The sequence below is a fragment of the Xanthomonas sp. 1678 genome, assembly GCF_031455575.1.
In the GTDB taxonomy this organism is placed as follows: Bacteria; Pseudomonadota; Gammaproteobacteria; order Xanthomonadales; family Xanthomonadaceae; genus Xanthomonas_A.
The window spans coordinates 340,822-364,829 of record NZ_JAVDSZ010000003.1 but is presented as its reverse complement, the minus strand read 5'-3'; the positions used below and the strand labels follow the sequence as shown (position 1 = coordinate 364,829).

The 24,008-nt window shown below is 70.4% G+C and carries 20 protein-coding genes and 1 tRNA gene; 4 read left to right on the top strand and 17 right to left on the bottom strand.

The genetic code is table 11. The annotated features are described in order from the left end of the window. The first annotated feature begins 453 nt into the window (after positions 1-453). Positions 454-1,629: a C13 family peptidase gene (locus tag J2Y70_RS07840; protein WP_309915536.1), complete on the top strand. Its 1,176-nt coding sequence runs from the start codon at positions 454-456 to the stop codon at positions 1,627-1,629. Between the two features lie 1,161 nt (positions 1,630-2,790). On the opposite strand, the gene J2Y70_RS07835 is transcribed toward J2Y70_RS07840, so the two are convergent. The 11 genes from J2Y70_RS07835 to hisS form a co-directional block, all read right to left on the bottom strand. After that, the gene (locus tag J2Y70_RS07835; protein WP_309915533.1) at positions 2,791-4,377 is read right to left on the bottom strand and encodes a calcineurin-like phosphoesterase family protein; all 1,587 of its coding nucleotides are present in this window, start codon (positions 4,375-4,377) and stop codon (positions 2,791-2,793) included. Between the two features lie 82 nt (positions 4,378-4,459). Then, positions 4,460-5,083, bottom strand: a complete 624-nt coding sequence (hisIE, locus tag J2Y70_RS07830) for a bifunctional phosphoribosyl-AMP cyclohydrolase/phosphoribosyl-ATP diphosphatase HisIE (protein ID WP_309915530.1) — start codon at positions 5,081-5,083, stop codon at positions 4,460-4,462. After that, positions 5,073-5,849, bottom strand: a complete 777-nt coding sequence (gene hisF / locus J2Y70_RS07825) for an imidazole glycerol phosphate synthase subunit HisF (RefSeq protein ID WP_263398162.1) — start codon at positions 5,847-5,849, stop codon at positions 5,073-5,075. Before hisF ends, hisIE begins: the two co-directional genes overlap by 11 nt. Beyond that, on the bottom strand, positions 5,843-6,577 hold the full coding sequence (gene hisA / locus J2Y70_RS07820; RefSeq protein WP_309915526.1) for a 1-(5-phosphoribosyl)-5-[(5-phosphoribosylamino)methylideneamino]imidazole-4-carboxamide isomerase: 735 nt from the start codon (positions 6,575-6,577) through the stop codon (positions 5,843-5,845). Before hisA ends, hisF begins: the two co-directional genes overlap by 7 nt. Then, positions 6,574-7,176 (bottom strand): imidazole glycerol phosphate synthase subunit HisH, encoded by a 603-nt coding sequence (gene hisH, locus J2Y70_RS07815; RefSeq protein ID WP_263398160.1) that lies wholly within the window; start codon positions 7,174-7,176, stop codon positions 6,574-6,576. The genes hisA and hisH overlap by 4 nt, the downstream gene beginning before the upstream one ends. A 28-nt stretch (positions 7,177-7,204) precedes the next feature. Next, entirely contained in the window at positions 7,205-8,332 is a 1,128-nt protein-coding gene (gene hisB, locus J2Y70_RS07810) for a bifunctional histidinol-phosphatase/imidazoleglycerol-phosphate dehydratase HisB (RefSeq protein WP_309915522.1), read from the bottom strand. Continuing rightward, positions 8,329-9,438 (bottom strand): histidinol-phosphate transaminase, encoded by a 1,110-nt coding sequence (hisC, locus tag J2Y70_RS07805; RefSeq protein WP_309915520.1) that lies wholly within the window; start codon positions 9,436-9,438, stop codon positions 8,329-8,331. The genes hisB and hisC overlap by 4 nt, the downstream gene beginning before the upstream one ends. After that, positions 9,435-10,730: a histidinol dehydrogenase gene (gene hisD / locus J2Y70_RS07800; RefSeq protein WP_309915517.1), complete on the bottom strand. Its 1,296-nt coding sequence runs from the start codon at positions 10,728-10,730 to the stop codon at positions 9,435-9,437. Before hisD ends, hisC begins: the two co-directional genes overlap by 4 nt. After that, entirely contained in the window at positions 10,727-11,641 is a 915-nt protein-coding gene (hisG, locus tag J2Y70_RS07795; protein ID WP_309915514.1) for an ATP phosphoribosyltransferase, read from the bottom strand. Before hisG ends, hisD begins: the two co-directional genes overlap by 4 nt. A gap of 9 nt (positions 11,642-11,650) precedes the next feature. Continuing rightward, the gene (locus J2Y70_RS07790; RefSeq protein WP_309915512.1) at positions 11,651-11,977 is read right to left on the bottom strand and encodes a YerC/YecD family TrpR-related protein; all 327 of its coding nucleotides are present in this window, start codon (positions 11,975-11,977) and stop codon (positions 11,651-11,653) included. Between the two features lie 399 nt (positions 11,978-12,376). Further along, positions 12,377-13,780: a histidine--tRNA ligase gene (gene hisS / locus J2Y70_RS07785; protein ID WP_263398154.1), complete on the bottom strand. Its 1,404-nt coding sequence runs from the start codon at positions 13,778-13,780 to the stop codon at positions 12,377-12,379. A gap of 112 nt (positions 13,781-13,892) precedes the next feature. Between hisS and J2Y70_RS07780 the strand changes: the two genes are divergently transcribed. Together J2Y70_RS07780 and J2Y70_RS07775 are read left to right on the top strand one after the other, a co-directional pair. Then, a complete protein-coding gene (locus tag J2Y70_RS07780; protein WP_309916253.1) occupies positions 13,893-14,648 on the top strand; it encodes a helix-turn-helix domain-containing protein in 756 nt (251 codons plus the stop codon). A gap of 325 nt (positions 14,649-14,973) precedes the next feature. Beyond that, positions 14,974-15,285 (top strand): hypothetical protein, encoded by a 312-nt coding sequence (locus J2Y70_RS07775; RefSeq protein WP_309915509.1) that lies wholly within the window; start codon positions 14,974-14,976, stop codon positions 15,283-15,285. A 100-nt stretch (positions 15,286-15,385) separates the two neighbouring features. On the opposite strand, the gene thrC is transcribed toward J2Y70_RS07775, so the two are convergent. From thrC to J2Y70_RS07745, 6 genes are all read right to left on the bottom strand, one after another. Further along, positions 15,386-16,687: a threonine synthase gene (gene thrC / locus J2Y70_RS07770; RefSeq protein WP_263398152.1), complete on the bottom strand. Its 1,302-nt coding sequence runs from the start codon at positions 16,685-16,687 to the stop codon at positions 15,386-15,388. After that, a complete protein-coding gene (locus tag J2Y70_RS07765; protein WP_309915504.1) occupies positions 16,684-17,091 on the bottom strand; it encodes a hypothetical protein in 408 nt (135 codons plus the stop codon). The genes thrC and J2Y70_RS07765 overlap by 4 nt, the downstream gene beginning before the upstream one ends. 314 nt (positions 17,092-17,405) lie before the next feature. Further along, positions 17,406-18,359 (bottom strand): homoserine kinase, encoded by a 954-nt coding sequence (locus J2Y70_RS07760; protein ID WP_309916250.1) that lies wholly within the window; start codon positions 18,357-18,359, stop codon positions 17,406-17,408. Between the two features lie 11 nt (positions 18,360-18,370). Continuing rightward, positions 18,371-20,869: a bifunctional aspartate kinase/homoserine dehydrogenase I gene (gene thrA / locus J2Y70_RS07755; RefSeq protein WP_309915501.1), complete on the bottom strand. Its 2,499-nt coding sequence runs from the start codon at positions 20,867-20,869 to the stop codon at positions 18,371-18,373. A 501-nt stretch (positions 20,870-21,370) separates the two neighbouring features. Continuing rightward, positions 21,371-21,757 (bottom strand): hypothetical protein, encoded by a 387-nt coding sequence (locus tag J2Y70_RS07750; RefSeq protein ID WP_309915498.1) that lies wholly within the window; start codon positions 21,755-21,757, stop codon positions 21,371-21,373. Between the two features lie 475 nt (positions 21,758-22,232). After that, positions 22,233-22,309: transfer RNA gene (locus tag J2Y70_RS07745), tRNA-Arg, on the bottom strand. 163 nt (positions 22,310-22,472) lie between these two features. Between J2Y70_RS07745 and J2Y70_RS07740 the strand changes: the two genes are divergently transcribed. Further along, positions 22,473-24,005, top strand: coding sequence for an aldehyde dehydrogenase family protein (locus J2Y70_RS07740; RefSeq protein ID WP_309915495.1), 1,533 nt, complete (start codon positions 22,473-22,475; stop codon positions 24,003-24,005). The last annotated feature ends 3 nt before the right edge of the window (positions 24,006-24,008 follow it).

Genomic DNA, 24,008 nt, shown 5'->3' with positions numbered 1-24,008 from the left:
CCGCCGCTTCGATGGGGGTCGCTCTCTCCACGGCAGCCGCGTTGATCCAGGCGGCTGCCGTCTTTTCTTGACGCGCGTGCCGATTGGTTGCGCCCAGGCGACGATGGTCCACTTGGTCGCTCGGCCACGTGCCGCACAACGCTCGCCCGTTGCCGGGGCACCGGTGCCCCGGCGCTTCGATGGGGTCGCGCTCTCTCCACGGCAGCCGCGCTGGTCCAGGCGGCTGCCGTCTTTTCTTGACGCACGCGAGCCGGGTGGCCGCGACCAGGCGGCCATGATCCATGTAGTCGCTTGGGCAGGAACCCGATTGCGCCATGGCAGCGCGAATCAAAACCGGTGGAGCATCGGCAGGACCGATCGCTCTCCTGCACTTCATGCACCTTCCTGAGTCCAGGTTTCCGCACTCCGGCCTTGGCGATTGCCGGGCCCGCAGTTTGCCGCGATCATCTGCGCATGGCCGCCACCTCCCGCCCGCGCTCCCGTCCGTACCGGCACCTGCTGGCCGCGGGCCTGCTGCTGTGCGGCGCTGGCCCGCACGCGGCGGTGTCGCCGGCGGCGCCGGTCGCGCTGGCCGCGTCCACCACGCCCGATCCCGGACAGGATCCGTTGCTGCAGGTGCAGCTGCGTGCACTGCAGCCGCAGCGGCCGGGCGTGACCGACCTGTACGTGGTCGGCTTCGCCGGCGACGCCAGCGAGGACGTGTTCCGCAACGAGACGCTGTACCTGCGCCAGCTGTTCGCGCAGCGCTTCGGCGCGGCGGGGCGCATCGTCACCCTGATTAACCACGCCGACAATCTCGACGCCCACGCCTATGCGCCGGAGGCCTCGTACGACAACCTGGCCGAGACGCTGCAGCGGATCGGCGCGCTGATGGACCGGCGCGAGGACGCGCTGCTGCTGTTCCTGACCAGCCACGGCACCGAGCAGCACGAGCTGTACCTGCAGTTCGGCCCGGGCGAGGACGCCGACTACGACACCATCGCGCCGGCGGAACTGCGCGAACTGCTCGACGACGCCGGCATCCGCAACCGGGTGATCGTGCTGTCGGCGTGCTATTCGGGCGGCTTCGTGCCGGCGCTGAAGAGCGCGGACACGCTGATCATCACCGCCGCGCGCCGCGACCGGCCCTCGTTCGGCTGCGGCAACACCGCCAGCGCCACCTATTTCGGCCGCGCCTGGCTGATCGACGCGCTGGCGCGCACCAGCGACTTCGTCGAGAGCTATCGCCTGGCCAGCGCCGAGATCACCGCGCGCGAACGCGCCGAGGGCGAAGCGCCGTCGTACCCGCAGCTGTACGTCGGCGCGCGGATCGCGCCATTGCTGCAGCGCTGGCGCGCACAGCTGCAACCGGTCGCGGCGCCGGCGTATCCCTATCCGGAACCTGCGGCGGAGCCGGAGACCGAAACGGAGACGGAGACGGGAACCGGGACGCCGGCAAACACGGAGACGCCAACGGCAGCAGCGCCGGAACCGACTGCCGACGGCACGGCCGCTGCGAACGGCAAGGTCCATGCGCAGCCGGGACCGAGGCCGGTTCCCAATGCCGATGGCGAGGCCAAGGCAGCGGCCGCAGGTCCGGCGAACGTACCGGCGTCGGCACTGCCGTCCGCGACAACGCCCCGCCACTGAGGTCCACGCGGCGATGCTGCGCGGACGATCGCGACCACGCCACGAGCGCCAACTGTGACGTCCGCGGCGCTGGGCGCGGTCTACGCGCATGCGCGCGGCGGCGGCAGCCTGGCCGCGATGCAGACGGCACTGGCGGAGCGCAGGGGTTTCTTTGGCTCATCCCGCAACGAGATGCGAGTGATTCGCGTTTGATCGCGCATTGCCGGCACTCGCTAAACTGCGTCCCGCAGCAAGCCCGCCAGCCTCACGCCAGCCAGCTGCGCCCGATCCTTCCGCCCGCTCGCCTTCGCTCGCCAGCCAGGATCATCCGCTTTCGACAGCCTCCCGCGTGGAGGCGTTTTTGTTTTTGGGATTCGAAATCCGCTTGCTGGCTTGTGGCCAATGGCGTCGCTGGCGCTCGAGCCGCGGGGTTTGCCGCCTGCGCTCGTCGCGACTGAAGTCGCTCCCACAAGCGCTTGCGGCGAGCCAGCCGGCGTGCACTGCAGGAGGGGCTTCAGCCCCGAGAGCCCGCTTGCGGAGCCAACCAGTTTGCCGGCTCGTTTGTCGCGGCTGAAGCCGCTCCTACAAAGGCGCGTAACAGTGGGCTGATGCGTTTGTCGAACGGACCTCAGTCCTGAAGGTGGCCGAGGCCACCCATCTCGCTGGCAGATTCGCGGTTGGAGCCTCTCCTGCAGAAGCGCAGAAAGCCAGCCTGGTGCACTGTAGGAGGGGCTTCAGCCCCGAGAGTTCACTTGCGGAGCCAACCAGTTTGCCGGCTCGTTCGTCGCGGCTGAAGCCGCTCCTACAAAAGCGCGCGGCAGTGGGCTGGACGCATTGTGGGAGGGACTTCAATCCCGACAGCAGCCGAAATCACCCATCCCCCCACTGCCTTTGTCTTGGCGAAACCGCCTCTAAAGGACGCGTCGCAGGCTGGCCGAGTGCACTGTAGGAGGGGCTTCAGCCCCGAGAGTCCGCTTGCGGAGCCAAACAGTTCGCCGGCTCGTTTGTCGCGGCTGAAGCCGCTCCTACAAACGCGCGCAGCCGCGGGCCGGGTGCACTGTGGGAGGGACTTCAGTCCCGACGCGGGAAAGCGAAACGCTCGCGGCTTGCCGCTTCCGCTTGCCGCTTGCCAGGCCAGGCCAGGGAATCCACCGCATCGACGCGCCGGCCCGCAGCGCGCACTCAGGGCGTCGCGTCCTGCAGGCGATAGCCGGTGCTGGCGCGTTGCTCGCCGCGCCAGCGGTCGAAGGCGCGGACCTCGATGCGGTGCGCGCCGGCGCCCAGGTCGGTCGGCAAGGTGCCGCGCCACAGGTGCTGCGACGGGGTCGCTTCCGGCGAGCGGTCGTAGCCGCGAAGGGTCTCGGCGGCGTCGTCGCGTGCGTTCTCGGCGAGCAGGTCCGGATCCGGCTGCTGCACGCGGGCCATCGGTTTCCACGCGCCATCGTCGATGCGGTATTCCACGCGGCTGTCGTCCTCGCCCATGAACACGTTCGCGTATACCGCCCAGGCCGGATACGCCCCGCGGCGCAACACCTTCGGCGCGTGCAGGGTCATCGACGCATCGTCGGCGGCGCGCGCGGCGTGATAGGCCAGCGCATAGCGGCCGTCGCGCCGCACGGTCAGCAGCGCGTAGCCGTTCGGGGTGCCGTCGGCCATCGTCGCCGCGGGAATGCCGTCGGCATCCTTGGCACCGGACCAGAACGCGCCGCAGGCCGCGCCGACGTTGTATTCGTGCAGCGGCTGCGCGCCGCGCCAGCCGTCATCGGCGCGATGGTAGTAGTGGCGCTGGGTGTGGCTGTGGCCGCTCAACACCAGCACGTGCGCGAACGGTTGCAACAGCGCGAACAGGCGCGCGCGGTCGGCATGGCGGAAGGTCTCCTTGCCCGGCGCGGCGTCGAACAGCGGGATGTGCAGGCCCAGCACCAGCAGCCGCTGCTTCGGCAGCGTTGCCAGGTACGCCTGCAGGAACGCGAACTGGTCCTCGCGCAGACCGCCGACGTAATTCGGCCGCTGCTGCGGTTGATAGACCACGTCGTCGAGGAACACGAAGCTGGCGCCGCCCTCTTCCACCGCATAGGTGTCCGGGCCGTAGATCGCGCGCCAGCTGGACAGCGACGCGAGGTCGTCGGCCGCATCGAAATTCAGGTCGTGGTTGCCGGGTACGTGGAACCACGGCACGCCGAGCTTGGCGGTTTCGGCGTTCAACGCCGGATACAGCGACAGGTCGTCGTTGACCACGTCGCCCAGGGTGGTGCCCAGGCGCGCGCGGGTCTTGCCGAGCAGCGGCGCGACGATGTCGCGCGCGTAGTAGCCGACGTCGGTCGCCGAGGCGGTCTGGGTGTCGGCGAACACCAGCACCTCGGTGCTGGCCGCCGCCGGTTGCGCGCGCAACGCGAAGTCCCAGCCGCTGGTCGCGCCGGCGCTGGCCGCGATCCCCGGGTACTTGAGCGCAGGCGATCCGACCGGCGCGTAGTGCCGCCAGTAGTCCGGCAAGCCGTTGCCGGCGCTGGCGAAGGCGTAGCCGTCGGGCTTGATCACGAACACCGTGCGCCCCGGCGCCACCTCCAGGCGGTAGCGGCCCTGCGCATCGGTCCGCACGATCTGCACGCCGTCGGAGACCTGCACCCCGGCGACGCCGCGCTCGCCGTTGCCACGGCCGGCGTCGCCGTCGCGTTCCTGGTAGACGCTGCCGCTGATCGTCGCCGACTGCGCGAGCGCGGGCGCAGCGGCCGTCAACAGGCAGGTGAACACTATGGCGCGCAGCGACATGCGGGGGTCCAGCGATCGGAAGAAGCCGCGATTGTAGCCATCCGCCGCGGCACGGCGATGACCGCCGCCGCACGCCTGGGACTCAGCGGTGGCGCGCTTCCAGTACCGCGACCGCGTCGGCCAGCGCCAGGCCGCGTGCGCGCAGCAGCACGGTGAGGTGGTACAGCAGGTCGGCCGATTCGCCGAGCAGTTCAGCATCGCCTTCGGCCACGCCCGCCAAGGCGGTCTCCACGCCCTCCTCGCCGACCTTCTGCGCGATGCGCCGCGTGCCCTTCTCGAACAGCTGCGTGGTGTAGCTGCCGGGCGGACGTTCGCGTTCGCGCTGCGCGACCAGGCGGTCAAGCGCGCCCAGGAACTGGCCCGGCGCCTGCGGGAAGCAGCTGCTGCGCCCGAGGTGGCAGGTCGGGCCGTGCGGGTGCGCCAACACCAGCAGCGTGTCGCTGTCGCAGTCGGTCTCGATCGAGACCAGCTCCAGGGTGTTGCCGGAGCTCTCGCCCTTGGTCCATAGGCGCTGCTTGCTGCGGCTGTAGAAGGTGACCTTGCCGCTGGCGCGGGTCGCGGCCAGCGCTTCGGTGTTCATGTAGCCGAGCATCAGCACGCGCAGGGTGGCGGCGTCCTGCACCACCACCGGCAGCAGGCCGTCGCCCTTGCTCCAGTCCAGCGCCGCGTCCGCGGTCGCGGCGGCGGCTTGGTGTTCATGCGCCATCGCGCACCTCGATCTGTCGTTGGCGCAGGAAGCGCTTGAGCTCGGGAATCGGAATCGCGCCGCTGTGGAACACGCTGGCGGCCAGCGCACCGTCCACGTCGGCCTGTTCGAACACATCGGCGAAGTGCTGCATCTCGCCGGCGCCGCCGGAGGCCACCAGCGGCACCTTGCACAGCGAACGCACCTCGAACAGCTGGGCGATGTCGTAGCCGCGGCGCACGCCGTCGTTGTCCATGCAGTTGAGCACGATCTCGCCGGCGCCGAGTTGCTGCGCCTCCACCACCCAGTCCACGGTGCGCACGCGCAGCGCCTGGGTCTTGCTCGGGTCGCCGGTGAAGCGGCGCACGCGCCACTGGCCGTCGTCCTCGCGGATCGAATCGATACCGACCACCACGCATTGCACGCCGAAGGCCTCGGCCAGCTCGGCGATCAGCGCCGGCCGCTCCAGCGCCGGCGAATTGATCGAGATCTTGTCGGCGCCGGCATGCAGCACCGCACGCGCGGTGGCCACGTCGCGGATGCCGCCGGCCACGCAGAACGGGATGTCGATCAGCCGCGCCACGCGCTCGACCCAGGCGTAGTCGACCGAGCGCCCTTCCGGGCTGGCGCCGATGTCGTAGAACACCAGTTCGTCGGCGCCCTGGTCGCGGTAGCGCAGCGCCAGTTCGACGATGTCGCCCATGTCGACGTGGTCGCGGAACTTGACGCCCTTGACCACGCGGCCGTCGCGCACGTCCAGGCACGGGATGATGCGCCGGCTCAGCATGCCAGCGCCTCGTCCAGGCCCAGTCGCCCTTCCAGCAACGACTTGCCGAGCACCGCGCCGGCGCAGCCGACCTCGCGCGCGGCGCGCACGTCGGCGGCGTCGCGGATGCCGCCGGAGGCTTGCACGTCCACGCCCGGCGCGATGTCGCGCAGGTAGGCGTACAGCGCCAGGTTCGGGCCGGACAGCATGCCGTCGCGGGCGATGTCGGTGCACAGCAGGTGCTTCAGCCCGGCCGCGGCGTAGTCGACCGCCAGCGCTTCCAGGGTCAGCGAGGAGGTTTCGGTCCAGCCCAGCACCGGCAGCCGCCACACGCCCTGCGCGTCCTGGCGCGTGTCCAGCGCCACGGTGATGCGCTCGGCGCCGAACTCGGCCAGCCATTCCAGCACCGACTCGCGGTCGCGCACCGCCAGCGAGCCGATCACCACGCGCGTGGCGCCGGCGTCGAGGATGCGCTGCACGTCCGCGCGCGAGCGCACCCCGCCGCCGGTCTGCACCTGCAATCCGGTCTGCGCACTGATCCGGCTCAGCAGCGGCGCCAGGGTGTAGCCGCCGGCGCGCGCCGCGTCCAGGTCGACCAGGTGCATCCAGCTAGCGCCGGCGTCGGCGAAGGCCTGCGCGCGCGGCAGCGGATCGTCGCCGTAGTGGGTTTCGCGGGCATAGTCGCCTTGCGCCAGCCGCACCACGCGGCCGTCGCGAATGTCCAGCGCGGGATAGACGATGAAGCTCATGGGAAATCGGTCTCGAGGAAGTTGCGCAGGATGCGCGCGCCGGTGCTCGCCGAACGCTCGGGGTGGAACTGCGCGCCGCAGCGGCGGCCGCGTTGCACCACCGCGGTGAACAGGCCGCCATGGTCGCAGGCCGCCACCGTATCGGCGGTGACCGGCGCGGCGTAGCCGTGCACGAAATAGGCGTCGGCGTGTTCGGCCAGGCCGTCGAGCAGCGGCGAGGCGCGCATCGGCAGCAGCCGGTTCCAGCCCATGTGCGGGATGCGGATGCCCAGCGCCGGCGGCATGTGCCGGACCACGCCGGTCAGCAGGCCCAGGCAGTCGACGTCGCCTTCCTCGGAACGCTCGAACAGCAGCTGCATGCCCAGGCAGATGCCGATCAGCGGAACTTCGAGCGCACGCAGCGGTTCGACCAGCCCTTGTTCGCGCAGCCGCGCCATCGCGTGCGGCGCGGCGCCGACGCCGGGCAGGATCACCCGCTCGGCGCCCTGCAATCCGGCCGCGTCGCGCACCAGCCGCGCCTCCACGCCCAGGCGCTCCAGTGCGTAGCGCACCGAGCCGAGGTTGGCGCCGCCCGCGTCGATCAAGGCGACATCGGTCATCGCGGCCTCCTCGCGCGCACGGCGGCCATCACAGCACGCCCTTGGTCGAGGGCAGCGCGGCGCCGTCGCGGCGCAGCGCCTGGCGCAGGGCGCGCGCCAGCGCCTTGAAGCAGGCCTCGACCTTGTGGTGGTCGTTGTCGCCGCGCACGCTCAGGTGCAGGTTCAGGCCCGACGCATCGCACAGCGAGCGGAAGAAATGCGGCACCAGCTCGGTCGGCAGGTCGCCGACGCGCTCGCGCTTGAACTCGCCTTCGAACACGAAATACGGGCGGCCGCTGAAATCCAGCGCGGCGCTGGCCAGGGTTTCGTCCATCGGCAAGGTGAAGCCGACCCGGCCAGCGGCGGCGTCGGCCGGCCACGGGCTGTCCGGCGGATCGAAGCCGTAGCGGCCGATGCCGCGCTTGTCGCCCAGCGCCTGGCGCAGCGCCTGGCCCAGGGCCAGGCCGGTGTCCTCGATGGTGTGGTGCTCGTCGATGTGCAGGTCGCCCTCGGCGCGCACGTCCAGGGCGAAGCCGCCGTGCTTGCCGATCTGCTCGAGCATGTGGTCGAAGAACGGCAGGCCGGTGGCGCAATGCGGATCGCGCGCCAGGTCCAGGTCGACCTCGACCCGGATCCGGGTTTCCTTGGTATCGCGCTGCACGGTGGCGCGGCGCGGCGCATCGGCCAGTTCGTGGGCGATGCCGGCCCAGTCCCAGTCGCCGCCGAACTGCTCGGTCTTCAGCTGGAAGCCGCGGATGCGCAGGTTGTCGGCGAACTGGATGTCGGTAAGGCGGTCGCCGACCATCGCCGAACGCGCCCAGTCGATGCTGCGGTCCTGCAGGTACGGCAGCATCAGGCCGATGCCCGGCTTGCGCGTGGGCGCGTTGTCGGCCGGCCAGCTGCGGTCGATCAGCACCTCGCGGAACGTAATGCCCTGGCTGGCGAAGATCTGCAGCATCAGGTCGTTGGGGCCGTCGAACATGGCCTGCGGATAGGCGGCGCTGCCGAGGCCGTCCTGGTTGGTGACGATGACGAACTGGTAGCCGGCGTCGCGCAGCTTGAGCATGGCCGGGATCACGCCCTGCACGAAGCGCAGCTTCTCGTAGGCGTCGATCTGGAAATCGGCCGGCTCCTCGATCAGGGTGCCGTCGCGGTCGACAAACAGGATCGGGGTCATGCCGCCGCCCTCCCCGCCTGCAATGCGCCGAGCACACGCTGGTTCTGCTCCGGCGTGCCGAGGGTGATGCGCAGCGCATCGCCCAGGCTCGGCGCGGCACGCTGGTCGCGCACCACCACGCCGGCGCCGAGCAAGGCGCGGAACGCGGCGTCGGCATCGTCGAAGCGCAGCAGCAGGAAATTGCCCTGCGACGGGTATACGCGGCGCACGCCCGGCAGCGCGGCCAAGGCGGTCTGCATGCGCGTGCGCTCGCCGCGCACCTCGGCCACGCGCAGCGCGGTCTGCCGCAGCGGCTCGGCCTGCAGCGCGGTCAGCGCCAGCTGCGCGCACGGCGTCGGGATCGGATACGGCGCCTGGCAGCGGCGCAGCACCGCGATCAGCGCCGGATCGGCGATCACGCAGCCGATCCGCGCCGCGGCCAGCGCATGCGCCTTGGACAGCGTGCGCAGCACTGCCAGGTTGGGATACCGCGCCAGCAACGTGGTCGCCGACGGCACCTCGGAGAATTCGCCGTAGGCCTCGTCGACCACCAGCAAGGCGCGCCCGTGCAGGCGCTCGGCGGCGCGTTCGATGTCGGCCAGCGGGATCGCCGCGCCGCTGGGATTGCCCGGCGAGCACAGGAACACCAGCTTGGCCATCTGGGTCAGCGCCGCGTCCACCACCGCATCGACATCGGTGACCAGGCCGGCGGCGTCTTCGCGCAACGGCACCTCGACGATGCGCGCGTTCTGCAGCCGCGCGCAGACCGCATACATGCCGAACACCGGCGGAGTGATCACGATCGCATCGCGGCCCGGCTCGCACAGCGCGCGCAGCAGCAGGTCGATGGCCTCGTCGCTGCCACGGCCGAGCAGCAGTTGCTCCGGCGCGCAGGCGTAAAGCGAGGCCAGCGCGGCGCGCAGCACCGGCGGCTGCGGATCCGGATAGCGGCGGTTGCCGGCGTCGCGGTCGGCGGGATTGGCCCAGGCCGATTCGTTGGCGTTGAGCCAGACCTCGCCCTGCAGCGCGCTGCTACGCGCCGAGGAATAGCCGGCGAAGTCGCGCAGGTCGGGGCGCACCAGCGCCAGCATCGAGCCGGGCGTCGCCGCAGAGGTCGCCGCGCTCATGCCGCCTTCTCCATCCGCAGCGCCACCGCATTGGCGTGCGCGTCCAGGCCCTCGGCGCGGGCCATGGTCACCGCGCAGGCGCCGATCGCGGCGATGCCGGCGCGGCTGGCGCTCTGCACGCTGACGAAATTCTGGAAACTGGCGACGCTGACCCCGCTGTAGGCGCGCGCCGCACCGTTGGTCGGCAGCACGTGGTTGGTGCCGCTGCAGTAGTCGCCCAGCGCTTCCGGGGTGAAGTCGCCGAGGAACACCGAGCCGGCGGCCTCGACCCGCTCCAGCCAGCCGCGCGGCTCGCGCAGCGCCAGGATCAGGTGTTCGGGCGCGTAGCGGTTGCTGATCGCGAAGGCGTCCTCGAGCGTGCCGACCTGGATCAGCCGCGACGCGGACAGCGCCTGGCGCGCGATCGCCGCACGCGGCAAGGTCGCCAGCTGCCGTTCGATCTCGTCCTCGACCGCGTCGATCAGTTCGGCGCTGTCGGACAGCAGCAGCACCTGCGAATCCGGGCCGTGCTCGGCCTGCGACAGCAGGTCGGCGGCGACGAACGCGGCATCGGCGCCGACGTCGGCGATCACCAGCACCTCGGACGGCCCGGCCGGCATGTCGATCGCCGCCGCACCGGCCTGCGCCACCTGTTGCTTGGCTTCGGTCACGTAGCCGTTGCCCGGCCCGAACAACTTGTCGCACGAGGGCACCGACTCGGTGCCGAAGCCCATCGCCGCGATCGCCTGCGCGCCGCCGAGCTTGAACACGCGATCCACGCCGGTCAGCCTGGCCGCGACCAGCACCGCCGGATCGGCCGAGCCGTCGGCGCGCGGCGGCGTGCACAGCACCACCTCGCGGCAGCCGGCCAGCGCCGCCGGCACGCACAGCATCAGCGCGGTGGACGGCAACGGCGCGCTGCCGGCCGGCACGTACAGGCCGACCCGGCCGATCGGCCGCACCACCCGTTCGCAGACCACGCCGGGCGCGGTTTCCACCGCATACGGCTGGGTCATGCCGGCGCGGTGGAAGCTCTCGATCCGTGCCGCCGCCTGCGCCATCGCCTCCCGCAGCACGGCCGGCACCGCGGCCTCGGCGGCGGCGAACTCGTCGTCGCCGACTTCGAAGCTCTGCAACACCACGCCGTCGAAACGCGCGGTGATCTCGCGCAAGGCCGTATCGCCGCGGCCGCGCACGTCCTCGAGCAGTTGCGCCACCGCCGCGCGGGTCTGCGCGGCGACGGTCTGCGCCGGCCGGGTCAAGGCCTGCGTGCGCGCCTGCGCGTCGAGCGAATTCCACTCCAGTCGGTTCATGCCAGCGAGCGCTCCACCGTCAACACCATCAACCCCTGCGCGCCGGCGCGCTCCAGTTCTTCCATGCGCTGCCAGGTGATCGCGCCGTGGCACATGGTCTGCAGCTGCAGAGGGCCGTCGCCGTCGCCGGGCAGTTGCACCAGCGGGTCGGCGTCGGGCAGCAGCCGGGTCAGCTCGGCGACGTGGTCGCGCGAGGCGCGGAACATCAGCAGCTTGCTGTCGCGCAGCTTGAGCACGCCGTCGAGCCGGCGCAGCAGCATCGCCGCCAGCCCGGCACGGGCATCGCCCGGCTCGCGCACCGGTCCGGCCAGCACCGCCTCGCTTTCCAGCAGCGTCTCCACCGGCTTGAGCTGGTTGGCGGCCAGGGTCGCGCCGCTGGAGACCAGGTCGCAGATCAGGTCGGCGGTGCCCAGGCGCGGCGCGATCTCCACCGAGCCGGACAGCTCCACCACCTGCGCGTCGATGCCGCGCGCTTCCAGCCAGTCGGCCAGCACTGCCGGATAGCTGGTGGCGATGCGCTTGCCCTGCAGCTGTTCCACGCCGGTCCAGCCCCAGGTGTCGGGCACCGCCAGCATCAGCCGGCACTGGCCGAAGTTCAGCCCGCGCAGCGCGCGGTAGGCCTCGGGCAAGCCGTTGCGGCGGCGCTCGCCGGCCTGCTCTTCCAGCTCGTTGCGGCCGACGATGCCGAAATCGCAGACGCCGTCGGCGATCAGCCCGGGGATGTCGTCGTCGCGCACCAGCAACAGGTCCACCGGCAGCGATTCGCCGTAGCAGAACAACTTGTCGCGGCTCTCGCGCCAGCTCAGCCCGCAGGCGGCCAGCACCGCCCGCGCCGGCTCGGCCAGGCGGCCGCTCTTCTGGATCGCGATACGCAGCCGGTCACGCGCCGGCGCTGCCAGGGAAGCACTCATCAGGACATCTCAATGGGAATCGGAAGGACGCGCCGCTTGCCGGCGCAGCGCCGTGGCATAGCCGCCGGCGCCGTATTCCAGGGTCCGCGCGACGCGGCCGATGGTGGTGACGCTGACCTGGGTCAGCTCGTGGATCTCGCGGTACGGCACGCCCTTGAGCAGCAGCGGCACCACCCGCCAGCGGTCGGACATCGCCTCCAGCTCGGCCGGCGTGCACAGGTCCTGCAGGAACGCGGCGACCTCCTGCGGCTTGCTCAGGTGGGCCAGGGCGCGCGACAGCGCCTTGAACGAGGAGTCGTTGTCGCGATCGGCAGTGGGGGCGGGTCGTTGTTTCATTGCATTAATGTAATAGCGTGTTAGTACATTAGCGCGAATGGACGGACCGGGTCAAGCCGCGGTGTGCGGGCGTTGTATGGATGTGTTCGATCCGGGATGGGATCAGGTCGCCATGCGATCTGTCGCGGCTGAAGCCGCTCCTACAGGGGGTGGTGCGCGCACGTGCTTTCGTGCGTTTTTGCAGGAGCGGCTTCAGCCGCGACAGGCACTCGCACCCATCGCATAGACCTAAGGGCGCAGGCACCGCTTCGGTCGGCGGGCGCATTGCGCCGATCGCTGTTGCGTGAGCGGCCTCAGTAGCGACAGGCCCTGGTTATTCGCGTCGCGACTGAAGTCGCTCCCACACGGGACATGCGGCGCACCGTCCAGGTTGCGCCAGGCCAGCCCCGGCAAGCCCGCTCAGGGCATGACCTTGGCCTGCTCCAGCTCGACCAGCAGGGTGCTGGCCAGTTCGTCGCGGGCGACGTCGAACTGCTGCTCGCGCATCAGGTCCTTGACCGCGACCACGCCGCGCGCCAGCTCGTCGTCGCCGGCCAGCACCACGAAGCGGATGCCGGCACGCGCGGCGTACTGGAACTGCTTGCCGACCTTCTTCGGCTCCATCTGCACTTCGGTGTTGATCCCGCCGGCACGCAGCCGACGGGCGATGTCCAGCGCGTCGTCCAGCTTGGCCTCGTCCATCAGCGCGACCATCGCCTGCACGCTGCTGGAGGCGATGCCCTCGATCAGCCCGGCCTCGCGCAGCTGCCAGAACAGGCGGGTCAGGCCGATGGAGATGCCCACGCCCGGCAGCTTGGACTTGCTGTAGTGGCTGGCCAGGTCCTCGTAGCGGCCGCCCGAACAGATCGAGCCGATCTGCGGGTAGTCGGTCAGCACGGTCTCGTAGACGGTGCCGGTGTAGTAGTCCAGGCCGCGGGCGATGGAGAAGTTCAGGCAATACGCGGTTTCCGGCACGCCTAGCGCCTTGACCAGGGCCAGCACCTCGCGCAGCTCGGCCACCCCCTCGCGCAGCGTCGCGCTCGACTCGGCCGCCGCGGCCAGCGCGTCCAGACGCGCCAGCGCGTCGTCGTGGCCGCTGGAGCGCACCGCCACGAAGGCCAGAATCTGCTCGACCTGCTCGGCGGCGATGCCGAAGCCCTCACCCACCAGCGTCTCGCGCACGTAATCGGCGCCGCGCTTGTCGAGCTTGTCGACTTCGCGCAGCACCGCCAGCTGGCGCTCGCCCTCGGCCACGCCCAGGCTCTCGAAGAAGCCGCGCATCAGCTTGCGGTTGTTCAACTGCACCGCGAACTTGCCGATGCCCAGTTCGGCGAACACCGCATGGATCACCGCCAGCACCTCGGCGTCGTAGCGGATGCTCAGCGCGTCCTTGCCGATCACGTCGATGTCGCACTGGTAGAACTCGCGGAACCGGCCGCGCTGGGCGCGCTCGCCGCGGTACACGCGCTGCATCTGGTAACGGCGGAACGGGAAGCTCAGTTCGTGCTCGTGCTCGGCCACGTAGCGCGCCAGCGGCACGGTCAGGTCGAAGCGCAGCGCCAGCTCCGGCAAGCCGCCCTCGCCGCCGGCGTCGGCCGCGGCGTTGGCCAGCGCGCCGGTGGACTGCACGAAATACACCTGCCGCTCGGTCTCGCCGCCGGACTTGGTCAGCAGCACGTCCGACAGCTCGAACACCGGCGTCTCCACCGGCAGGAACCCGAACCGCTCGTAGTTGCGGCGGATGACGTCCAGCATGCGCTGGAACGCGATCTGCTCGCGCGGCAGCAATTCCATGATGCCGGGCGGCGTACGGGGCTTGATCACGTGCAAAACTCCTGCGTCTTGGGGGCAAACAGGCGCCAATTCTAGCCGTACTGGGGTGCCGGGGATCGTATCGGCGTATCATCCGGGCGTGACCACTTCGCCCGTCAAGCGCATGCACCGGACCGTTCCCGGCTTCGCCCTGCCCTATGTCGAGCCCGCCGCGGCCCGCGATCCGAACGCGCACGAGTGCATGCATTGCGCAGTGCGCCACCTGGCGGTCTGCTCGGCGCTGGCCTGCGACGAGGTCCAGGCGCTGGAACGGGTGACCACCTCGCTGTCCTACGCCGCCGGCGCCACCGTGGTCCGCACCGGCGAAGCGCGGCAGGCGGTCTATACCGTCACCTCCGGCGCCCTGCGCCTGGTCCGCACGCTGGCCGACGGCCGCCGCCAGGTGGCGGGCTTCGTGCTGCCGGGCGACTACGTGGGCCTGAGCGAATCGGAGAAATACCGCACCGACGTCGAAGCGATCGCCGACACGCGCGTATGCCGGGTTTCGGTGGCGAACATGCGGCAGTTGCGCACGCAATACCCGCAGCTGGAGCGCAAGCTGCTGCAGCGTGCCTGCCTGGAACTGGACGCGGCGCAGGACGCGGCGCTGGCTCTGGCGCGCCTGCAGCCGATGGAAAAGCTCGCCGATTTCCTGCTCAAGCTGGCCGCGCGCACCGCCAGCCGCGGCGACCCCGGCAATACGGTGACCTTGATGATGGGCCGCGGCGACATCGCCGACCATCTCGGCCTGACCATGGAAACGGTCAGCCGCACCTTCACCAAGCTGCGCCAGCAAGGCCTGATCGCCCTGCCGCAGCTGCACGTGGTCGAGATCCGCGACTTCGCCGCGCTGCACCGGCTGGCCTCCGACGAAGAGTGAGCCGACCACGGCGCGGCGTTTTTTTCGCCAGCCCGTGTCTACGCCTTGCACCACGGCGGCCGCACCGACTTATCCACAAGTTTCCAGGGCAACGCTCCACATGCGCTGTGGACAACCCGGCGCAGGGCACGGAACGCCTTCGGCGACGCCCGGCAGGCGGCCGAGCCGGCCTCCGGCAACGCGCGGGACCGACACCCCCATCGCGTCCATGAATGCTTCAGACCATCGCCATGCACCTGTCGCACGCCGGGGCATAGACTTGCGCCCGCAATACACCTGCGGCGCCGCCGCGGTGCCGGTGGGGGGAACCATTCGGAGGGCCGCCATGGCCGTCGCCATCGATATGCACGACTCGCGCGCCTGCGTAATGCTGGATCGCGAAAGAGAACTGGAGTTCTGGAAGGCGCATTTCGCGCAGGCCCCGTTCCATCGGCCCGGACATGCGTTCACCGACTACGAGCCGGCGCTGAAGCTGGCCTACGACGCCTATCTCAAGTACCACGGCCAGCGCTTCGAGGACGTGGTGCCGCAGCTGCGCGACGTGTTCCTGCGCGACCATCCGCGCTCGCGCCTGGACTGGCTGCAGGCGCGCAGCGTGGTGCAGGCCGCCTGGCAGCGGCTGCAGCCCGACGACTGAGGCTGCGCATCTGGGTTCCCGTGCCGCGCGCAGCCCGTGCGGCAGCGCGGCGGACGGACGGCGGCACTGCCGCTGCCCGGCCCCATGGCCGTCGCAGCCCTCAGCCGGCCAGCAGGCGCGCGCGCAGTGCCGCGTAGTCCGGCGCGATCGGCTCGGCGTGCGCCGGGCGCTGCAGCAACGCCGCCAACGCCGGCGGCACCGGCACCGGCTGGCCGATCAACGGCTCGACCACCGCCTCGAACTTGGCCGGATGCGCGGTCGCGGCCACCGCCCAGTCGCCGGCATCGGCCTCGGCGCCCTCGGCGCGGATCTGCTGCAGCACGTGCAAGGCGGTGGCGGTATGCGGGCAATGCACCTCGCCGTAGCGGCGGAAGCGCTCGCCGATCAGCTGGCGGATCTGCGCATCGTCCACCGAATAGGACTGGAACTGCGCGCGCAACGCGGCATCGTCGCCGCGGTACAGCCAGCGCAGGCGCTCGAAATTGCTCGGCGCGCCCACGTCCATCGCATTGGCCACGGTGGCCACGCTGGGCTGCGGGGCGTAGTCGGCGCCGGCGAAATAGTCCGGCAGCACGTGGTTGGCGTTGGTCGCCAGCACGATGCGGCCCAGCGGCACGCCCAGCCCGCGCGCCAGGATCGCCGCCAACGCATTGCCGAGGTTGCCGGTCGGCACCACCAGGTTCAGCGGCTGCGCACGCCCGGCGTAATGCACCAGCGCGCTGTGCGCGTAGTAGCTCATCTGCGGCAGCAGCCGGCCCAGGCTGATGCTGTTGGCCGAACTCAACGGCGCCTGCGCCTGCAGCTCGGCATCGTTCAAGGCCTGCTTGACCAGCGCCTGGCAGTCGTCGAAGGTGCCGGCCACGCGCAGCGCCTGGATGTTGTCGCCGAAGCAGCCCAGTTGATGCGCCTGGCGCGGCGACACGCGCCCGTCCGGATACAGCACCACCACGCGCAGCCCAGGCTGGCGATGGAACGCGGCGGCCACCGCGGCGCCGGTATCGCCGGAGGTGGCGACGAGGATGGTCAGCGGCGTGGCGGCATCGCGGCGCAACCGGGCCAGGCAGGCGGCGAGGAAGCGCGCGCCGAAATCCTTGAACGCGGCGGTCGGCCCATGGAACAGCTCCAGCGCGTGGTCGCCGGGCGTGGCCAGCGACTGCAGCGGCGCAGCGAAATCGAAGGCCTCGGCGCAGATTGCCGGCAGCTCGGCGGCGAGCGCGTCGCCATCGAAGAACGGCGCCAGCAGCGTCGCGGCGGTCTCGGCCAGGTTGTCACCAGCACGCAGTTCGCGGGCCGGTGGCATGCGCTCGGGCACATACAGCCCGCCATCGGGCGCCAGGCCGGCGGCGATGGCCTGGCTGAGCGTGGCGGCGGGCGCGGCATTGCGGGTGGAAATGAAGTTCATGGTGGTTCCATCGGCAGGGGGAATTCGATCGCACTGTCATCCGTGACTATGGCACTGCTTGGTTGTTGCTCTTGTTGTTGCTCTTGTTGTTGCTCTGCCCTTGCTTCGGCTGTTGCTTTTTTGCTTTTCGATCTCCCGTGAGGCGCGGCAAGCAGGATGGGTACAACCCCGAAGGGGGCGACGCGCAGGATGCGCGTCGTTTTCGGCAGGCACATGGATGTGCCTTCCGAAAATTCCCATCCTGCTTGCGGACCCGTAGCGCGCAGCGCGGAGGGCGCGCCGCCCGGGTGTGCTTTCTTTTGGTTACTTTTCTTTGCACAAGCAAAGAAAAGTGACCCGCGCCAGCGGAAGCTTTGCTCTTGCTCTTGCTTTGAATCTTCAGACCAAAACAGAAGCAGAAGCAAAGGCTTTCGCCTTGCGGCGAGTCACTTTTCTTTGCTCGCGCAAAGAAAAGTAACCAAAAGAAAGCGCGCCCTGCCTTGCGCCCTCCGCGCTGCGCGCTCCGGGTCCGCGTCCATGACGGGGATTCGCGGAAGGGGCATCCTGCCCCTGCCGCGAACGGCGCACATCCATGTGCGCCGCCCCTTCGGGGTTTTTCCCCGCCATGGCCGCCGCTGCGGAAGGGAACCCGGTACGGCAACAGCAAAAGCAACAACAAGAGCAACAGCAAAAATAACCTCGAAAGCAACAGCAACAACAACAGCGAGGCTACGCGCCGCTACAGCAATCGGGCGCCCGGACACTGCAGCGGCGATACCCAATGCTGGCTGTCGAAGCCGGCGTCCGCGAAGGCCGCCTGCACCGCTGGTGCGGCCGCCTCGGCTGCCGCGCGCGTTGGGAACCAGGCGAAGACGCTGGGACCGGCGCCGGAAATGCTCGCGCCCATCGCCCCCGCCGCCAAGGCCGCCGCCTTGGCCGCATCGAAACCGACGATCAACGGCGCCCGCCGTGGCTCGATCAGCACGTCGCGCAGGCCCTCGCGCACCAATGCCTCATCGCCGGCATGACAGCCCGCCAACACCAGCGCCAGATTGGAACTCTGCGCCACGAACTCACCGAGCCGGTACTCGCCGGACAGCGCCTCGCGCGCGCGGCGCGTCTCCAGCACCGCATCTGGATGCACCAACAGGCTGTGCCAGGCCGCCGGCACCGGCACCGGCACCATCCGCTGCAGCGTCGACAGCACCAGCCCGCCCAGGAACATCGGCCCCAGGTTGTCGCCGTGGCGGCTGCCGCTGGCCACCGCCTCGCCTTCCAGCGAATACAGATACAGCTGCTCGCGCGACAGCGGCGCGTCCAGCAGCGCATTGGCCGCCACCAGCGCGGCCACGCACGAGGCCGCCGAACCGCCCATCCCGGAACTGAGCGGGATGCCCTTGTCGATCTCCAGTTCGAATCCGAACGGCAATGCCAGCGCCTCGCGTAGCGCGATCAAGGCCGCGCCGGCGGTGTTGCGCGCCGCCTCCAGCGGCAGCGCCACGGTGGTGCCGCGGATCGCCACGATGCGCACCTGCGGCGCGTCGATGCGGCGCACCGTCACCGTGTCGCCGACGCCTTCCACCGCGTAGCCGAGCAGGTCGAAGCCCACCGCCACGTTGGCCACCGAGGCCGGCGCGAACGCACGCGCCTCGCGCGGCACGGCGCGTGCCCCAGGCTGCGGCGCCAGCGACATCTGCGCTGCGCTCACAAGCGCGCCCCCTCGCCCGCCGCCACCCGCAGCAGATCGGCGAACACGCCGGCGGCGGTGACCTCCGGACCGGCGCCCGGTCCCTGCACCACCAGCGGATTGTCGCAATAGCGGCGGGTGGTGAACTGCACCACGTTGTCGGTCAGGCGCAGGTTGGCGAAGGCATGCTCGGCCGGCAGTTCCACCAGGCCGACGCTGGGCGCCCGGTCCGGCGCCAGCTGCGCCACGTAGCGCAGCACGCAGCCGCGCGCCCTGGCCGCCTGCAGGCGCTGCGCGAATGCCGCATCCACTTCGTGCAGGCGCGCCATGAAGTCCTCGACACTGGCCTGGCGCAGCGCTTCCGGCACCAGGCTCTCCACCGCCACGTCCTCCAGGCTCAGCTCGCGCCCGGCCTCGCGCGCCAGGATCACCAGCTTGCGCGCCACGTCGATGCCGGACAGGTCGTCGCGCGGATCCGGCTCGGTATAGCCCATGCCGCGCGCCTCGGTGACCAGCTGCGAGAACGGCACGCTGCCGTCGTACTTGTTGAACAGCCAGGCCAGGGTGCCGGAGAAGATGCCTTCGATCGCGGTGACCGCGTCGCCGGTGTCGACCAGGTCGCGCAGCGTGGTGATCACCGGCAGGCCGGCGCCGACCGTGGCCTCGTAGCGGAAGCGCGCGCCGCTGCCCGCGGCGGCGGCGCGGATCGCATGGAAGCGCGCCAGCGGCCCGGCGCCGGCCTGCTTGTTCGGGGTGACCACGTGGATGCCGGCGGCGAGCCAGCCGGCATAGCGGTCGGCGACGTCGGCGCTGCCGCTGCAATCGATGATCACCGCGTGCGGCAGGTGTGCCGACAGCAGGTGCGCGGTGAACGCGTCCAGGTCGGTGGGCTGCGGGCCGCTGGCGAAGGCCTGCCGCCAGTCGCCGGCGATCGCGCGGGTTTCCAGGCGCATCGTGCTGCGCGAAGCGATCGCGCGCAGGCGCAGGTCGAGGTTGGCCTTGGCCAGCAGTTGCGGCTGCGCCACCCGCAACTGGTCGAGCAGCGCTGCGCCGACGTTGCCCGGGCCGATCACCCCGACCGAGAAGGTCTGCGGCGACAGCCAGAACCCGGCGTGCGCCGCGCGCAATGCCTTGGTCGCGTGCGCGCTGTCGATCGCCACCGAGATGTTGCGCTCGGAGGATCCCTGCGCGATCGCCAGGATGTTGACCTGGGCGCGGCCCAGCGATTCGAACAGGCGCGCGGCCACGCCCGGCTGCCCGGCCATGCCGTCGCCCACCGCGGCCAGCACGCTGATGCCGGTGGTCAGCTGCACCCGCTGCACCTGGCCGACCACCAGCTCGTGCGCGAATGCCGACAGCAGCGCATCGCGCGCGCGTTCGCATTCGTTCTGCCGCACCACGCAGCAGATCGAATGCTCCGAGGAGCCCTGAGAGATCATCACCACCGACACCCGCGCGTTGCGCAGCGCGGCGAACACGCGCTCGGCGGTGCCGGGCACGCCGATCAGGCCGGTGCCCTCGAGGTTCAGCACGGCCAGATCCGGGCTCAGGGTCAGGCCCTTGATCGGGCCGCTGGAGGCGCTGCTGGCGGTGATGCGGGTGCCCGGGTGCTCGGGCTGGAAGGTGTTGCGGATGATGATCGGCAGGCCGCGCTCGATCGCCGGCGACATGGTCTGCGGATGCACCACCTTGGCGCCGAAATAGGCCAGCTCGCAGGCCTCGTCGTAGCTCAACGTCTCCAGCTGCACCGCCTCGGGCACCACCCGTGGATCGGCCGACAGCACGCCGTCGACGTCGGTCCAGATATGCAGTTCGTCGGCATCGAACAAAGCGGCGAAGATCGCGCCGGAGTAGTCGCTGCCGTTGCGGCCGAGCGTGGTGATGCGCCCGGCGCGATCGCGGGCGACGAAGCCGGTGACCACGATGCGCTGCTGCGGGTGCTGCGCGCGCCAGTCCGCCAGGCGCCGCGCGCTGGCCTCCCAATCCACGTCCACGCCCAGTTCGCCGCGATCCACCACCAGCACCTCGCGCGCGTCCAGCACCGCGCAGTCCTCGCCCAGCGCGCGCAGGTGCTCACCGAGCAGTTGCGCCGAATACACCTCGCCCAGGCCCTGCACCCGGTCCAGCACCTCGCGCGGCAGTTCGCCGATCACCGCCAGCGCGCCGAGGATCTCGGCCAGATGCTCGAAGCGCGCGTCCAGCCACTCCACGGTGATGCCGGCGTGCTCGCCGAGCAGCGACACCGCCGCGGCGCGGTGCCGCGCGCGGGTCTCGTGCCAGCGTTCGCGCCAGTCGCTGTTCTCGCTGGCGGCCAGTTCGGCCAGCGCGATCAGCGCATCGGTGACCCCTTTCATCGCCGAGACCACGGTGACCTGCAGGGTCTCCGGGCGCGCCAGCAACAGCTGCGCGACATGGCGATAGCGTTCGGCGTCGGCCACCGAGGTGCCGCCGAACTTGTGGACGACGGTGCGCGCGGGTTCTGCGGCGGGAGCGGAAGCGACAGCGGGGGACGGCATGGGAGACCTCGAAGTGGAGGCCCCGCTCGCATCAGGCTGACGGGTTCCCCCGCATCCTGATCCGGGTGCGGGGCCGTGGGTTTCGACAGTTACGCGAAAACGACGGGCCGCACCGGGCTAATGGTGTGGGTGGTAATGCCAGTGGTCGTGCCCGCGCAGCACGCTGCCGCCCGCCGATGCGACGGCGGTGCGGGATCACGGGCGAGGACGGAAGCGCTGGGCATGGACGCAAGAGGACATCATGCGCCGGGGTGCTGTCAAGCACCGATTGTGCTGGCGCAGCATGGATGTCACGTCGGGCAACAGGTTGCAGAAGTTACTATCGCGCGTCGATGCGGATTGCATGCCGCGGCGTGGATTGTCGGCGTGCAGTCGCCAGCGGCACGTGCGCCGACGCAGCTGCGGCCGAAGCGGCCTGCATGCGCAAAAAAAGGCCCATGGCGAGTCGCCTCGCGCATGGGCTGGAACGTCATCAAACGGACATGGACGCTTGTCGCGCCATCAATGCTGCTGGTTGTCGGCCGGAGGCTGCTGCTGCGGATCGGTTGGCTGAGTACCCTGGGTCGCGTCCTGGCCGGTGGTCGAGCCTTGATCGGTGCCGGTACCGGTACCGGTCCCCGTGCCAGTTCCGGTGCCGGTGCCAGTCCCGGTGCCAGTGGCCGAGCCCGCGGCGCCGTCGCCCGTCGCGGTGCCGGTGGCGGCATCGCCGCTGGTGGTGCCCGCCGCCGGTGCGGCGCTTCCGCTCTGGCCGCCCGCCGGGCTGCCGTCGGCTGCGGTGGACGGGGTCGCTGCGTTCTGGTCCTGCGCCGCCTGGTCGCCATCGCGGTGGCAGGCGACCAGCGCCGCCAGGACCGAACCGACCAACATAACCTTCAACGTTCTGCTCATGAGTGACTCCTGCTTCGCATGCGTACGTGGTTGGTAAAAGAGCAGCCGCAAGCGGCGGCCGATGACACCTAGCCCGCACTCGAAAACGCACGAGGACTGCGACCATCGCCGTGTCGCCTCCACGCGGTGAATGCGTGGCGTTGCGGCAGGCGTGGGCCCGGCATGGCCAGGCGCCCGTCATGCATCTCGACCTCGACAGGGCCGCGCATCGCAGTTCGCGACGGCCGCTCCGTCATTGGCGGACGCTCGTAGGCTACGCAGCGCGATGCTTAAACAGCGTCGGCGCAAGGTGTAGGCGGCGTGAGCCGCATCCGGGCGCTGGATGCATTGGTTTTCGTCAGGAAATCGCGCTTGCAGCGACAGCCGAAACGGCGGCGGCATGACTGGCGGATGCGCTTCCGGCGAATAGCACGACGGCGCCGCGGAGCGCCCCGGCGCGCGCAGCCGGAAAGCGGGCTGCGCAAACTCCATGCGATGGTGACCCTGGCGCGATTCGAACGCACGACCTGTCCCTTAGGAGGGGACCGCTCTATCCAGCTGAGCTACAGGGCCTTGGCCGGCGCATTGTCGCACGATCGCCGTGCTTGCCAAGCCCGCGCCGGCGCGCTGCCGCTGCGGCCTGGCCCGCCCGGTCTGCTAAAATGCGCGGCTAATCGCGCCCCGCGTCCCCCGCCTGCGGTCGCCTTCCCTGTCGCAACGATTCCCAGGAGATTCCATGTCCGCTGATCTGCTCAAGGCGCTCGGCCTGACCGCGTCCAATTCCGGCACCTACCTCGGCAATGGCGAGTGGTCCACGGCCACCGGCGCCGGCGTGCTGCAGCCGCTGAATCCGTCCAGCAATGAGGTCATCGCCGAGGTGCAGGCGACCACCAAGGACGATTACGAAACCGTCGTCGCCCGTGCCCAGGCCGCGTTCAAGGTGTGGCGCACGACCCCGGCGCCGCGCCGCGGCGAGGCGGTGCGGCTGTGCGGTGAAGCGCTGCGCCGGAACAAGGACGCGCTGGGTTCGCTGGTCGCGCTGGAAATGGGCAAGAGCAAGCCCGAAGGCGACGGCGAGGTGCAGGAGATGATCGACATCGCCGATTTCGCGGTCGGCCAGAGCCGCATGCTGTACGGCTACACGCTGCACTCCGAGCGTCCCGGCCACCGCATGTACGAGCAGTACCAGCCGCTGGGCCTGGTCGGCATCATCAGCGCGTTCAACTTCCCGGTCGCGGTGTGGGCGTGGAACGCGTTCCTGGCGGCGATCTGCGGCGACATCTGCCTGTGGAAGCCGTCCAACAAGACCCCGCTGACCGCGATCGCGTCGATGAAGATCTGCAACGACGCGCTGCGCGACGCCGGCTTCCCGGACATCTTCTTCCTGATCAACGACGCCGGCACCGAACTGGCCGAAACCCTGGTCGAGGACAAGCGCATCGCCCTGATCAGCTTCACCGGCTCGACCCAGGTCGGGCGCAACGTCGCCGAGAAGTGCGCGCGGCGCCTGGGCCGCTGCCTGCTGGAACTGGGCGGCAACAACGCGATCATCCTCGACGAGAGCGCCGACCTGAAGCTGGCGATCCCGGGCATCGTGTTCGGCGCGGTCGGCACCGCCGGCCAGCGCTGCACCACCACGCGCCGGCTGATCGTGCACGAATCGATCTACGACACCGTGCTGGCGACGCTGCTCAAGGCGTACAAGCAGGTCGAAGGCAAGATCGGCGATCCGACCGACCCGGCCAACCTGATGGGGCCGCTGAACAGCCGCGGCGCGGTCGAGCAGTTCCTGGCCTCGATCGAAAAGGCCAAGGCCGCCGGCGGCACCGTCGAGACCGGCGGCACCGCGCTGGACCGGCCCGGCAACTTCGTGCTGCCGGCGATCGTCACCGGCCTGCACAACGGCGACGACGTGGTGCAGCACGAGACCTTCGCGCCGATCCTGTACGTGATGAAGTACAGCACCCTGGACGAGGCCATCGACCTGCAGAACGGCGTGCCGCAGGGCCTGTCCTCGTCGATCTTCACCCAGAACCTGAAGGCGGCGGAGAAGTTCCTGTCGGCGGCCGGCAGCGACTGCGGCATCGCCAACGTCAACATCGGCACCTCCGGCGCCGAGATCGGCGGCGCGTTCGGCGGCGAGAAGGACACCGGCGGCGGCCGCGAATCCGGCTCGGACGCCTGGAAGGTGTACATGCGCCGGCAGACCAACACCATCAACTACTCCGACTCGCTGCCGCTGGCGCAGGGCATCAAGTTCGACCTGTAAGCG

Bases quoted from the DNA above. Each gene is read 5' to 3' on its own strand.
- hisD (WP_309915517.1), bottom strand. From the start codon at position 10,730: ATGAACCGACTGGAGTGGAATTCGCTCGACGCGCAGGCGCGCACGCAG.
- hisIE (WP_309915530.1), bottom strand. From the start codon at position 5,083: ATGGCGCATGAACACCAAGCCGCCGCCGCGACCGCGGACGCGGCGCTG.
- J2Y70_RS07740 (WP_309915495.1), top strand. From the start codon at position 22,473: ATGTCCGCTGATCTGCTCAAGGCGCTCGGCCTGACCGCGTCCAATTCC.
- hisF (WP_263398162.1), bottom strand. From the start codon at position 5,849: ATGCTGAGCCGGCGCATCATCCCGTGCCTGGACGTGCGCGACGGCCGC.
- J2Y70_RS07780 (WP_309916253.1), top strand. From the start codon at position 13,893: ATGCACCGGACCGTTCCCGGCTTCGCCCTGCCCTATGTCGAGCCCGCC.
- thrA (WP_309915501.1), bottom strand. From the start codon at position 20,869: ATGCCGTCCCCCGCTGTCGCTTCCGCTCCCGCCGCAGAACCCGCGCGC.
- hisG (WP_309915514.1), bottom strand. From the start codon at position 11,641: ATGAGTGCTTCCCTGGCAGCGCCGGCGCGTGACCGGCTGCGTATCGCG.
- hisB (WP_309915522.1), bottom strand. From the start codon at position 8,332: ATGACCCCGATCCTGTTTGTCGACCGCGACGGCACCCTGATCGAGGAG.
- J2Y70_RS07750 (WP_309915498.1), bottom strand. From the start codon at position 21,757: ATGAGCAGAACGTTGAAGGTTATGTTGGTCGGTTCGGTCCTGGCGGCG.
- J2Y70_RS07775 (WP_309915509.1), top strand. From the start codon at position 14,974: ATGGCCGTCGCCATCGATATGCACGACTCGCGCGCCTGCGTAATGCTG.
- hisC (WP_309915520.1), bottom strand. From the start codon at position 9,438: ATGAGCGCGGCGACCTCTGCGGCGACGCCCGGCTCGATGCTGGCGCTG.
- J2Y70_RS07790 (WP_309915512.1), bottom strand. From the start codon at position 11,977: ATGAAACAACGACCCGCCCCCACTGCCGATCGCGACAACGACTCCTCG.
- thrC (WP_263398152.1), bottom strand. From the start codon at position 16,687: ATGAACTTCATTTCCACCCGCAATGCCGCGCCCGCCGCCACGCTCAGC.
- hisH (WP_263398160.1), bottom strand. From the start codon at position 7,176: ATGACCGATGTCGCCTTGATCGACGCGGGCGGCGCCAACCTCGGCTCG.
- hisA (WP_309915526.1), bottom strand. From the start codon at position 6,577: ATGAGCTTCATCGTCTATCCCGCGCTGGACATTCGCGACGGCCGCGTG.
- J2Y70_RS07760 (WP_309916250.1), bottom strand. From the start codon at position 18,359: ATGTCGCTGGCGCCGCAGCCTGGGGCACGCGCCGTGCCGCGCGAGGCG.
- J2Y70_RS07840 (WP_309915536.1), top strand. From the start codon at position 454: ATGGCCGCCACCTCCCGCCCGCGCTCCCGTCCGTACCGGCACCTGCTG.
- J2Y70_RS07835 (WP_309915533.1), bottom strand. From the start codon at position 4,377: ATGTCGCTGCGCGCCATAGTGTTCACCTGCCTGTTGACGGCCGCTGCG.